Genomic DNA, 12,645 nt, shown 5'->3' with positions numbered 1-12,645 from the left:
GATTAGAAAAAGCCTTGTGCAATGGAGATAGTGTCACCGGGGCCGATGGCAGTGCTGCGCGTGATCTTGTCGGTCAGCGGTGGGGAGCCATCGCCGCGCACGATGGTCACCCGCTTGATCGAGGCTCGTTCGGTCAGCCCGCCGCCCAGGGCGATGGCTTTCTCCAGCGTCAGCCCGGGCTCGAATGGATAGCTGCCGGGTTTCTGGACCTCTCCATTGATGTAGAACGAGCGGTAGGCGATCAGGTTGAGGCTGACCTTGGGGTCGACCAGATAACCTTGCTTGAGCCCGTCGACGATGAGTTTTTCTACCTGCCGGGGCGTGAGTCCCTTGGCGGCAATGTCACCCAGAAACGGATAGGAAAACATTCCGGCATCGTTGAGACGGATTTTTTCGAAGCTCAGGTCCCGCTCACCGAACACAGTGATACGCAATACATCGCCGGCTGCCAGTTTGTACTGGGCACCGGTGTCTGCTGCAAACGTCACGGGCAACAGCCACGGCACGAACAACAAGCCAAGCATTCGCGAGTTCATGGGGAAAACCTCTTCTCTTAGAGACTTACGTTGAAGCTGAGCAAGAAGATGTTGCGTTCAAAACTCTGATTGTCGACATCGGAGTCATCATTGCGGTAGCGATAGCCCAGCTCGATATCCAGCCAGCGGCGCATGGCGTATTCCACGCCGAGGTTGTAGTCACGAAGGTCGTCAGTTCGGTCCTGCCCCTCGTACTCATAACGGCCAAGGCCGACTTCGGCCACTGTGGTGATACGTTCCGTCCAGCCATGACGCCAGCCGACCAGCGCCGTAGTGGTCTTGACGGCATCAGCACCATCATCGCCCTCGGCCATGGCCTGGCGGGCAACAAAGGAGAAGGTCGAATAGGTGCGTGGTTTCCAGCGCAGATCCACTTGCCAGGTCGGGTTGCTGAGGTCATCGACCTCGCTGTCGTCGAAGTTCTTGCGCTCGTAACCGACACGGACTTTGCCAGTGGTGCGTGCGGTGAAATCCCATTCGGCACCGGCGAGAACCGCATCGGATGTGCTGTTGAGACGGGTGTTGGACTCGTAATCAAAGACGGTATGGTCGTACTGCAGTAATCCACGTGTATTGCTGCCGATGCGGTGGTACCACGTGGTGGTCAGGCCAGTGGTATCGCGCTCTTTGTCGTCGTTGATGCCGCCTGAGTTGTCGTAGCGAAGTCGGGCGTAACTGGCGCCCAGATCAATCTGGTTGGCAGCGCTTCTGGCACCGTAGGTATAGAGACCGTTGGCGCGTTGACTGCGAATCTTGTCATTGACGCCATCGACAGCGGTCGACGTCGTACGCTCGTATTTACGTGCTTCCGCTTCAAGTTTCAGTCGATGGCGGTCGGTGAATTCCATGATGCTATTGAGGCGCAGGCGTTGCGCCGTATTCGAGGCATCCGAATCGTCATGATAAATGTACCGGGTAGGCTGCCAGATGAGTCGGGTACCACTGTTGCGGTCTTCAGCCTTGAGTTCAAAAGTGGGCGCCACTTTTGTCACCATCGAAGATTGCGCCCGCTCCAGTTCGCGGAAGTTGTCATCATAACTTTCTGAAAACAGCAGGGTAGGGGTGAAGTCGAACCCATAAATATCAATGGACTGGGGATCAAGACTCCAGGCCGTTCCGGGACACAAATAGATCATGAACAGTGCGAAAGGGCCGCGGGTCTTGAGAGTCATATCATTGCTCCTGGGGGGTGAGTTCAATGACTATAGACCGGAAAAACAGTGGGTGAATCGAGGTTGTGTAACGCTGGCGGCAATCAATAATTAATGAGTTCGGGATGGTTTGGTAAGTTTAATTGCGGTGGCGTTCAATAGTTCGTGCGGTGCTGCTGATAACAGGCCTTTAATTTGAGCTGCGTAGTGATTGCAAACTGCAAAAGTTAAAAAATGTCATGATCTGTTTATAAGTAAGGCCGAGGGCGTGCAATGTCGGTTAATGGCACGCGCACCTGATGTTCTCTATTCAAAAAGTGCAGAAGAATCATCACTCGTTCATCCCCTAACATGCTCAGGAAAATACCTTCCAGTGTCGACAGTGGTCCTCGGGTTATTTGCAGCGTTTCCCCAGGTTTGAACGGTTGAGAGGCCTGCATTATGGGTGGCTTGAAACACCGGGTACGCAGATGCTCGATGACATCGTCCGGGACGATTGCCGGGCCGTGATTGAAGTCGACGAGACGGCTGACACCGCGGGTAGAACGCAGGGGCGCCCATCTGTCGTCGCGGCTCAGCTGGATGAAAAGATACCCCGGGAAGAGCGGTTCAAGCGATTGATGGGGTTTGCCATGAATCAGGCGCTCGCTAATAATTTGCGGACAAAATATAACGTAGTTCTGTCGCAATAAATTGATTTGGGCCCGTTCCTCCTGACGCGGCTTGCACTGTAAAAGATACCAGTTGGAACCTTGGGTACTCGTCAGCATTCTGGCAAGCTCCGGAATAGGGTAAGGCATCGCCTGTTCGTGTATCCGCAAGGCCGAGTCTCCAAATGAACGTTTTTAGAGGCCTGTGGCATCACGAAAGTGTTAAGGTGCTGGAACAGGTGTATCAATAATGAAACAGGTAATGGACAAGTAACGATAGAGTGCGCAAGTCAACAATTTGGCGTGAGCGCCGCACAGTTAGTTCGCTTTGTCGGACGGCGCTCAAATAGAACCTTTGATCGTAAAGTGTAAACGTAACTTAACGCTATCAGTGATATCGATGTGGCATCATATCGGTGCAATGGCCAAAGCTACCGCAGGGTCCGAACTTTCGGTCCTATGAAAAATAAACACTGTCTATCGTGAATTTAATCGTAGGGGGCTGACGTATATCTATTAATGGAATTACATCTTTGTTATACGTCGACCCTGTTAGGTATCGACCACTCCAGACGGACTGTCAAATGTCACTAGTCAAAAATATAGCCTTCTGTCCAATAATCTATTAAAAGCCCTCAAGCCATTGTTTTAACGGGGCATTTTTTTTGACGCACACAGCGTGCTTACTGAAATCGATCGGCAGACAACAGACAAAAACCCCTCCTAAATCAAAAGCGGACAGATGGCCGTCAAGGGTTTACTGAAAATAGATCGCACAATACAATGAGAATCGTTACTACTAATTCATCGAGTGCGACGTCTTGAGCCAGCCCCACCCCTTTGCCCGCCGCAAGGTCCTTATGAAACACGCGTTGCCGACGCTCTCCTGCGTTATGTTTGCCAGTCCTCTGTGGGCCCAGTTCCCACTCGAACTGCCGACCACGGATATTCAGGCAAGCCGCGTCAGCCAGGACACGAGCTACACCACTTCTCAGGCCAGCACGGCAAGCAAAAGCAATGTGCCGATCAAGGAAGAGGCGCAATCGGTCAATGTGGTTACCCAACAGACCCTGGCTGATTATCAGGTGCGCTCGCTGGACGACGCCATGAAGTTCGTCAGTGGTGTCAGCCAGAGCAATACCTTGGGCAACTCGCGAGACTCCCTGGTCAAGCGCGGTTTTGGCAGCAACGACGACGGCTCGATCCTGCGCGATGGCGTGCGTTCCAATATGGGCCACAACTTCAGCGCCACCACGGATCGTGTGGAAGTGCTCAAAGGGCCTGCTTCGATGCTGTACGGCGCGCTGGAGCCTGGCGGATTGATCAACGTGATCAGCAAGAAGCCTGAATACACCCAGAGCACAACGCTCAGCGGCTCGGCCTATAGCGAAGGCGGCGGCACCCTGGCCGTGGACACCACGGGGCCTTTGGGAGACACGGGCCTGGCCTATCGCTTGATTGCCGAACGCGGCCATGAGGATTATTGGCGCAACTATGGCGTGAACGAGAGCACCCTGGTCGCGCCATCGCTGAGCTGGACCGGTGATCGCGCCAGCCTGACCTTGAGCTATGAATACAACGATTATTCCAGCCCCTTCGACCGTGGCACCGTATTCACCAACGGTCATCCGGCGGACATCGACTACGACAAGCGTCTCGACGAACGCTGGGCCAAAAGCGTCGGTATCCGTGAGGTGGCCACCGCGCGTTTCGAATATCAGCTCAGTGACGACTGGAAAACCCGCGTCACCTACGGCTGGAACAACGACCGCTACAGCCTCTCGATTGCCCAGCCGAATGCGTTGACCGGCAACAATCTGCGACGTGCTGCCAACGGTGCTCACTACGATGATGAGACCCGCTATGCCAGTTGGGATTTCATCGGCCAGCAGGAGCTGTTCGGTCAACGCCATGACCTGCTGATCGGCGCGGATAACGAAGTGTCTGACCAGTTCCGTGGCAAAACCTACCGCAATACCCCGCGCTCAGGCTTCGACATTACCGCGCCGGTTTACGGGCGTTTGGCCGAGCCCAGTCTGGTCAGTGCCACGCAAAGTGATCTGAGCAACCAGCTGACCTCAAGCTCCGTGTACTTCAAGGATAACTGGCACCTCGATGACCGCTGGATCCTGGTCCTTGGCGGTCGTCAGCAACATTACGATCAGTACAGCGATCAGGGCCGAGGCAGCAGCTATACCGTCAACCGCGACGATAATGGCGACGCCTTCGTGCCGTTTCTGGGCCTGGTCTACAAAGCCACCGATACCTTGTCGCTGTATGGCAACTACAGCCGTTCGTTCAAGCCCAATACCGAAGTCGACGACGCCGGCCACACCTTCGATCCGGAGGAGGGCCGCAGCTATGAGGTGGGTGCGAAGTACGATCCGCTGCCGGGGTTGAATATCAACCTTGCGCTGTTCGACATCGTCAAGAAAAACGTCGTGACCAGCCAGTCGATCGGTGGCGTCAGCCTTTCGGAAGCGGCGGGCAAGGTCGGTTCACAGGGCCTGGAACTGGACATCACCGGGCGTGTGGCCGAGCGCTGGGACCTGATCGGCACCTACGCCTATACCCACACGGAAATCCTCGACGATCCGGATGACGAAGGACATCGCCTTGCCGATGCGCCCAAGCACACCGCAAGCCTGTACCTCACCCATCACCTGAACGTGCCTACGGAATTCGGGGCCTGGCATACCGGCGCTGGCGCCCGTTACGTCGGCGAGCGTGCGGCCAACAACGCCAACGATTTCTGGCTGAGCAGCTACACCGTGGCCGATGCCTTCGTGCGTTGGGAAACGCCGATGTTCGGCTACAAGACTTCGCTGCAATTCAACGTCGACAACCTGTTCGACAAACAGTACTACCCGTCCTCTACCGGCACCCAACTGGCAGTCAATGTCGGCGAGCCGCGTACGGCACGCCTGAGCGCCAGTGTGACGTTCTGATCGCACCTTGACGCGCTGCCCCGTTCCGCTGGTATTTATACCGGTCGGAACGGGGCGCCTCATGGTAACCCCGACGAAATCTCTATCGTTCGCCGCCAAACCCAATGATTGCTTTGGTTTCCAGATATTCCTCGAAACCGTAGACACCATACTCTCGACCGTTACCCGATCGCTTGTAGCCGCCGAATGGAGCCATTGGATCCCAGGCAGGGTAATTCAGGTGCACTTGTCCGGCGCGGATGCGAGCGGCAACGGCGCGTCCAAGATCAAGGTTCTGAGCCTGAACGTGGGCGCCCAGCCCGTATACCGTGTCGTTTGCGATAGCGATCGCTTCATCGATGGTCTCATAGGGAATGATGCACAGCACTGGACCAAAAATTTCTTCCTGGGCGATCCGCATGGCGGAATTCACCTCGGAGAAAACAGTGGGTCGGGTGTAGAAGCCCTTTTCATAACCCTGTACGCGCCCTGGTCCGCCGCAAACGAGTTTTGCGCCTTCGTTCAGGCCCGCCTCGATCATTGATTGCACGCGATTGAACTGTGCTTCGTTGGCAATGGGGCCCAGCACCGTCTCTTCCGAACGCGGGTCACCCACGATGATTGCATTGGCAGTTGCCGCGGCTAGCGACTCGACCTCGGCCAGCCTGTCCTTCGGTACGATCATTCTTGTCGGCGCACTGCACGATTGCCCGACGTTGCGAAACGCAGACATCACTCCCAGCGGGACGGCTTTAGCGAAATCGGCGTCGGGCAGCAGGACGTTCGGGGACTTGCCCCCCAGTTCTTGCGTGACGCGTTTTACCGTAGGGGCGGCCGCCTGGGCGACCAGCGCGCCCGCGCGGTTTGAGCCGGTGATCGAAATCATATCGACATCCGGGTGCGCCGCCATGGCTGCGCCGACCTCGGAACCACTTCCATTCACAAGGTTGAACACGCCCGGTGGAAGGCCTGCGTCATGCACCAGTTGTGCGAAGAGAAGGGCGCTCAATGGCGACAGTTCGCTGGGTTTCAAGACCACTGTGCAGCCGGCAGCAATAGCCGGGGCGACTTTTGCGGTGATTTGATAAAGCGGCCAGTTCCACGGAGTGATGAGACCGCAGATGCCAATGGGTTCGCGTTCAATCGCGGTGCTGCCTTCAATGGTCTGGAAACGATAGCTGGACAGCAGATCCCGTGCGACCCGAACGTGTTCGGCCGCGAGGGGCACTTGCATTGCTCGTGCGGAACCGATGGCCGCCCCCATCTCGAGAGAGATCGCCTGGGCAAGCACTTCTTTTCGTTCAAGGATCAGGTCATAGATCTTTCCAAGGAAAAGCGCGCGCGATGCTGCCGAGGTGGCAGACCAGCCAGGAAACGCTGCACGAGCTGCAGCGACTGCCCGATCAACATCCTCGGCGGAGCCCAGCGCGACGTGCGCAACAACCTCTTCAGTCGCCGGATTGATCACCGGCAAACTGGCCGGGATTGCCGGGAAGCACCAACAGCCATTGATATAAAACGTGTGAGACGTTTGCGGATCAACGCTGTAGCTATACGAAGATTGTGTGGTCATCCAACTAGCTCCTTAGAGCGGTAATTAGGCACTGCGAGCAGCAGAGGGTGGTTATCAATAAGCTAACAAAGCGGCCCAGACAAAATGTGCCGTTCTTTAAGTTTGCAAGGGATAATCTGCTGTATCTGCAAGGCTAACTTTGCATCAATGTGATGGGGTGCAAAGCCTGGCGATCATGGAGCAGCTGATCGTCCCACAAAGTCTGCTGGGCAAGCCGCGTAAAACAGTGGTTTGTACCAGACAGCTTATGTTTTTAGCCGTTTATGCGTGGTCGCATGGTGTTGTAATAAATCCGTGATGCAGCATTGCGCCGATGTTTCTGGAACGGAGCAACTGCTTGCCTTGGTCGCAATCTTCCGCGAATGGCCGGTGCACCAGCGACCCCGGCCCTCAATGGACATCTTTGAAATGCCTGCACCTTTAACTTCCGTAGAGACGAATTCTGAACTTCCGACACACGCTGACGTTGTCGTGATTGGCGGCGGCATTGTCGGGACTTTTGCTGCCTATTACCTGGTCAAGCGCGGCATGAAGGTCGCATTGGTGGAAAAAGGACGTGTCGGTGCTGAGCAATCGAGTCGAAACTGGGGCTGGTGCCGTCAGCAGAATCGAGACGCTCGTGAGCTGCCGATGTCGACCAAAAGCCTGGATCTGTGGGAGCAGTTCGCCGCAGAGACCGGTGAGGACACGGGATTCAAAAGATGCGGCTTGCTCTATCTCAGCAACAACGAGAAGGAACTGGCCGGCTGGGCACGTTGGGGTGAATTTGCCCGCACTGTCAATGTAACAACCCATATGCTGACCGCGGAACAGGCCGCTCAACGCGGCCGGGTGACTGGCAAGCCTTGGAAAGGCGGGGTCTTTTCACCGAGCGACGGTATCGCGGACCCATCCCGTGCGGCCCCGGCGGTCGCACGAGCCATCATCAAGCTTGGGGGCACCGTGCACCAGGGTTGCGCAGCACGTGGCCTCGAGACCGAAGGTGGCCGGTTGTCTGCAGTCGTCACCGAGAAGGGCACCATTCGCACGAAGCACGCGGTGCTCGCCGGGGGAGCGTGGGCGTCCTCTTTCTGCCGTCAGTACGACATTCGATTTCCCCAGGCGACCATTCGCCAGACGGTGATGTCGGTTTCCAAGGGCAGCAAAGAAATACCGGATGCGCTCCACACAAATGACATCTCCATGACCCGTCGTTCTGATGGAGGGTTCACGCTGTCCATCAGTGGCAGTGGACGCGTTGACCCCACCCTGCAACTTCTGCGCTTCGCCCCGCAGTTCCTGCCGATGTTCCAGCGTAGATGGCGCAAGCTTGCGCCCGGCGGACTGCAGGCTTCCAGTCGGGTCATGAAGGCTTGGGCCGTTGGCAGCTGGATCAGCCAACGCCGATGGAGAGAATGCGAGTTCTTGATCCGAGGGCAGACGCCAAGATCGTTGAATTGACTTACAAGCGCGCGCTGGACCTGGTCCCGATGCTGAAGGCATCGTCGGTCACCGGAGCCTGGGCAGGTTATGTGGACAGTACGCCCGATGGCGTCCCGGGGATCGGCGAGATGGCGACCCTCCCTGGCTTGGTGCTGGCGGCGGGGTTCAGTGGCCATGGCTTCGGCATCGGCCCTGGGGCTGGCCACTTGATCGCCGACATTATCAGCGGTGCCGAGCCCCTGGTTGATCCTCATCCCTATCATCCGGACCGGTTCCGGTCTTCGGCGTGGGGCAAGGTCGCGGAATTCTGAGGAAAGGCCGCGTCACTCACTCGTAAAAACAATAAACGGGCGCATTCCTCAAGGGATGCGCCCGTTCTCGTTGTGCAGGCAGATTCTGCCGCATGTCGGGTTCCGAGTCGCTCGCCGGTGCGCTAAAACGGCCCACAAAGCTCAGAAAAAGGGGGGCTGCGCCCGAGTCTGGAGCGTCCCGCACAGTCTGCTGAGCAAGCCCTGCAAAACGGTGGTTTGTGCCAAGCAACCGATACTTTTAACGATTTATGCATGGTCTCATGATGTTGTAATGAATCCGTGATGCAGCGTTACACCGATGCTTCCCGAGCGGCGTAACTGCTTGCCCCGTCATGACCTCAACCATCATTCAGGACTGCACTCATGAGCTTTCTCAGACCCAAGTTTATTACCTTTGACTGCTACGGCACGTTGACCAATTTTCAAATGGGAAACATGACGCGCGAGCTGTTCGCCGATCGTGTCCCGGCCGGGCAAATGGATCAGTTCGTCACGGACTTCTCCGCCTATCGTCTGGATCAGGTGATGGGTGACTGGCGGCCGTATGATGAGATTATCAAGACCTCTCTGGCGCGGGTCTGCAAGCGTTGGGGCATCGAGTATAGAGGCGAAGGCCAACTCTATTACGACGCCGTACCGACGTGGGGCCCACATGCCGATGTGCCGGCCGGCCTGGCGAAAATCGCCGACAAGATTCCGCTGGTGATTTTCTCCAACGCGATGGACGAGCAGATCATGTCCAACGTCGACAAGCTCGGTGCACCCTTCCACAAGGTCTTCACCGCCCAGCAAGCCCAGGCCTACAAGCCGCGCCTGGCTGCCTTCGAGTTCATGCTCGATAACCTCGGCTGCGGGCCTGAGGATGTTCTGCATGTGTCTTCAAGCTTCCGCTATGACTTGATGCCGGCCCACGACATGAAGATCAAGAACAAAGCCTTCGTTGCCCGTGGTCACGAGCAGCCGGCGAACGCGGTCTATGGCTACCACCAGATCCCCGATATCGGCGGTCTGGCCGGGTTGGTCGGTCTCTGAGTCTCAGGGCACTCTTCAAGGCAAAAGGGGTTAGACATGGGCAGTGAGTCCTATTGGCTCGATACCGCACCGGTATTCACCGGTGCCCAGCTCGGTGCGTTGCCTGGGCAGGTCGATGTGGCCATCGTCGGTGGTGGTCTCACCGGTCTGGCGGCGGCCCGGGCCTTGGCCTTGAAGGGGGCCAGTGTGGTGGTGCTGGAAGGTGGGCGGGTGATTGGCGAGGCGTCAGGGCGCAATGGCGGTCAATGCAACACCGGCGTTGCCCAGGACTACGCGGCACTCAGCGCCAGCCTCGGCGCTGATAAAGCGCGAGCCTATTACCTGGCCTACGAAAGCGCCGTGCAGAGTGTCGTCTCGCTGGTGGAGCAGGAGCAGATTGCCTGCGACCTCAAGCGCAATGGCAAGCTCAAGCTGGCCGCCAAACCGATGCATTACGAAGGCTTGGCGCGCACCTGTGAACTGATTCGGCGGGAGGTCGATGCCGAGGTCGAGTTGCTGTCTGCACAAGAGGTCCGTGCTGAAGTCAACTCAGCCCAGTTCCATGGCGGCTTGCTGCAGCGCAACGGCGTGCAGATGCACGTCGGGCGCTTCGGTGTCGGTCTGGCCGAGGCGGCTGCACGTCACGGTGCGTTGATCTTCCAGGGCGTGTCGGTGACGGACTGGAAGGCCCGCGCCGGCGGCTATCAGGTCAATACCACCAAGGGCTCGCTGCATGCCAAACAGGTTCTGCTGGCTACCGGCACATGCCAGCAAGGCGGATTGGGCTGGTATCGGCGGCGGATCGTGCCGGTGGGCAGTTTCGTGATCGCCACCGAGGTGCTACCGCAGGCCCTGATCGACAGCTTGCTGCCGGCACGGCGTTCCTATGTCACCAGCCGCATGATCGGTAACTACTTCCGCCTGACGCCAGACAACCGCTTGCTGTTTGGCGGTCGTGCACGGTTTGCCATGTCTGACAGCGTTTCCGACGCCAAGAGCGGCAAAGTGTTGCAAGCAGCGATGGTGCAGATGTTCCCGCAGTTGGCAGGCGTGAAGATCGATTATTGCTGGGGCGGGTTGGTGGACATGACCTCTGATCGTTTGCCACGGGCCGGCCAGCATGGAGGCGTTTATTACTCCATGGGTTACAGCGGCCACGGTGTTCAGATGTCGGTGCACATGGGCCAGGTCATGGCCGAGGTCATGGCCGGCAGGGTCGAGGCCAATCCGTGGCGCGAACTCGACTGGCCGGCCATCCCCGGGCATTTCGGCAAACCCTGGTTCCTGCCCCTGGTCGGTGCGTATTACCGCCTGCAGGACTACCTACACTGAGTTCAAGGTATTTGCTTACGTTTTAACCACACACCATTTACCGCGCGCACTCGAGCCTTATCATTTTTCGAAAGGTAGAACTGACATGACTGACAACAAAAACAGTATCGACTCCCAGTTGATTACAGGGAAAGAAAGTCTGCGCATTTTCGAAGGGCTCAATCGCGGCATGTCACGCCGCAATGCATTGCAAATGTTGGGGCTGGCAGGGGTGGCCGTCGCGGGCGCCGGCAGCCTGTTCGGCGCCGCCGGCAAGCTGTTTGCCGATGATGAAGCCGCAAGCCCTGGCAAAGGCAAACCCGGCGGTCGTATTCGCGTAGCAGGCTCGTCCAGTTCCACCGCCGATACGCTGGATCCGGCCAAAGGTTCATCGTCCACCGACTACGTGCGCCATTACATGTTCTACAACGGCCTGACGCGTTTCGACAGCCATATGGTGCCGCAACTCGAGTTGGCCGAGCGTATCGACACCACTGACGCCACGCTCTGGGTGATCACCCTGCGCAAGGAAGTGGTCTTCCACAACGGCAAGCCTCTGACTGCCGCCGACGTGGTGTTCTCGCTGCTGCGGCACAAGGATCCAATCACCGGTTCCAAGGTCCTGCCGCTGGCGTCGCAGTTCGCCGAAGTCAAGGCCAACGGCACCCATGAAGTGCAGATACAGTTGAGCGGCCCAAATGCTGAGCTGCCGTCGGTGCTTGCCATCTCTCACATGTTGATCGTTCCCGAGGGCACGAGCGATTTCAGCCAAGGCATCGGCACCGGCCCGTTCAAGGCCAAGGAGTTCAAGCCTGGAGTGCGTTCGATTGGTGTGCGCAATACCAATTACTGGAAACCCGGCTTGCCCTATCTGGATGAAATCGAATTTATCGCCATTGCCGACGAGCCGTCGCGGATCAACGCCCTGTTGTCGGGCGACGTACAGATCTGCAACGAAGTTAACCCGCGCTCAACGATCCGCATCAAGGCCAGTCCCAAGCATCGAGTCGTGGACTCGCCGTCGGGTAACTACACCGACCTGATCATCCGTCAGGACCAGTTGCCAGGCAAAAGCCCGGAATTCACCGAGGCGATGAAATTGCTGCTGGACCGGGAACAGATCAAGTCGGCGATATTCCGTGGCTTCGCCAGGGTCGGCAACGATCACCCGATCGCACCCGGTGCGCGCTTCTACAACGCCGACCTGCCACAACGTGCCTACGACCCGGAAAAAGCCAGGTTCCTGCTCAAAAAAGCCGGTATGGAAAGCATCACCATGCCGCTGATGTGCTCGCCGGCCGCGACCGGTTCGGTGGACATCGCCGTGTTGCTGCAGCAGTCAGCCAAACAGGCCGGGCTCAAGCTCGACGTCAACCGCCTGCCGAGCGATGGCTACTGGTCCAACCATTGGGCGAAGCACCCGCTGAGTTTCGGCAACATCAACCCGCGGCCCAATGCCGACATGCTGTTCTCGCAATTCTTCCAGTCGACAGCGCCCTGGAACGAGTCCGGCTGGAAAAACGATCAGTTCGATCAGTTGCTGATACAGGCCCGAGGCGAAACCGACGAGACCAAGCGCGGCAAGATGTACGCAGACATGCAAGCCCTGGTGCACGAGCACAGCGGTATCGGCGTGCCGGTGTTCATCAGCAACATTGATGGCGCCGATCAGCGAGTCAAAGGCTACGGCACCAACCCGCTGGGCGGTTTCATGGGCTACATGTTTGCCGAGCAGATCTGGCTGGATGCTTGA

8 protein-coding genes and 1 pseudogene are annotated in these 12,645 nt (G+C 57.6%); 5 read left to right on the top strand and 4 right to left on the bottom strand.

Going from position 1 to position 12,645, the window contains the following annotated elements:
* Nucleotides 1-2: 2 nt before the first annotated feature.
* From ABH909_RS18380 to rfaH, 3 genes are all read right to left on the bottom strand, one after another.
* A complete protein-coding gene (locus ABH909_RS18380) occupies nt 3-536 on the bottom strand; it encodes a polysaccharide biosynthesis/export family protein (RefSeq protein ID WP_095631111.1) in 534 nt (177 codons plus the stop codon).
* 17 nt (nt 537-553) lie between these two features.
* Nucleotides 554-1,708: an outer membrane beta-barrel protein gene (locus ABH909_RS18375; protein WP_429435832.1), complete on the bottom strand. Its 1,155-nt coding sequence runs from the start codon at nt 1,706-1,708 to the stop codon at nt 554-556.
* Between the two features lie 227 nt (nt 1,709-1,935).
* A complete protein-coding gene (gene rfaH / locus ABH909_RS18370) occupies nt 1,936-2,457 on the bottom strand; it encodes a transcription/translation regulatory transformer protein RfaH (RefSeq protein WP_429439965.1) in 522 nt (173 codons plus the stop codon).
* A gap of 740 nt (nt 2,458-3,197) precedes the next feature.
* Here rfaH and ABH909_RS18365 point away from each other — a divergent pair.
* Nucleotides 3,198-5,285 (top strand): TonB-dependent siderophore receptor, encoded by a 2,088-nt coding sequence (locus tag ABH909_RS18365; RefSeq protein WP_429439964.1) that lies wholly within the window; start codon nt 3,198-3,200, stop codon nt 5,283-5,285.
* Nucleotides 5,286-5,367: 82 nt separating this feature from the next.
* On the opposite strand, the gene ABH909_RS18360 is transcribed toward ABH909_RS18365, so the two are convergent.
* Nucleotides 5,368-6,837, bottom strand: coding sequence for an aldehyde dehydrogenase family protein (locus ABH909_RS18360; protein WP_429435829.1), 1,470 nt, complete (start codon nt 6,835-6,837; stop codon nt 5,368-5,370).
* A gap of 408 nt (nt 6,838-7,245) precedes the next feature.
* Between ABH909_RS18360 and ABH909_RS18355 the strand changes: the two are divergent.
* From ABH909_RS18355 to ABH909_RS18340, 4 genes and pseudogenes are all read left to right on the top strand, one after another.
* Nucleotides 7,246-8,570 (top strand): annotated as a pseudogene (locus tag ABH909_RS18355) (NAD(P)/FAD-dependent oxidoreductase).
* 363 nt (nt 8,571-8,933) lie between these two features.
* Entirely contained in the window at nt 8,934-9,602 is a 669-nt protein-coding gene (locus tag ABH909_RS18350; protein ID WP_429435826.1) for a haloacid dehalogenase type II, read from the top strand.
* 36 nt (nt 9,603-9,638) lie between these two features.
* Nucleotides 9,639-10,913: an NAD(P)/FAD-dependent oxidoreductase gene (locus ABH909_RS18345; RefSeq protein WP_429435823.1), complete on the top strand. Its 1,275-nt coding sequence runs from the start codon at nt 9,639-9,641 to the stop codon at nt 10,911-10,913.
* An 85-nt stretch (nt 10,914-10,998) separates the two neighbouring features.
* The gene (locus ABH909_RS18340) at nt 10,999-12,645 is read left to right on the top strand and encodes an ABC transporter substrate-binding protein (protein ID WP_429435820.1); all 1,647 of its coding nucleotides are present in this window, start codon (nt 10,999-11,001) and stop codon (nt 12,643-12,645) included.

This window comes from Pseudomonas sp. BS3782 TE3695, from assembly GCF_050435305.1.
Classification (GTDB): Bacteria; Pseudomonadota; Gammaproteobacteria; order Pseudomonadales; family Pseudomonadaceae; genus Aquipseudomonas.
Note: the sequence above shows the minus strand (reverse complement) of the source record. Positions and strands in the feature narration are given on the sequence as shown.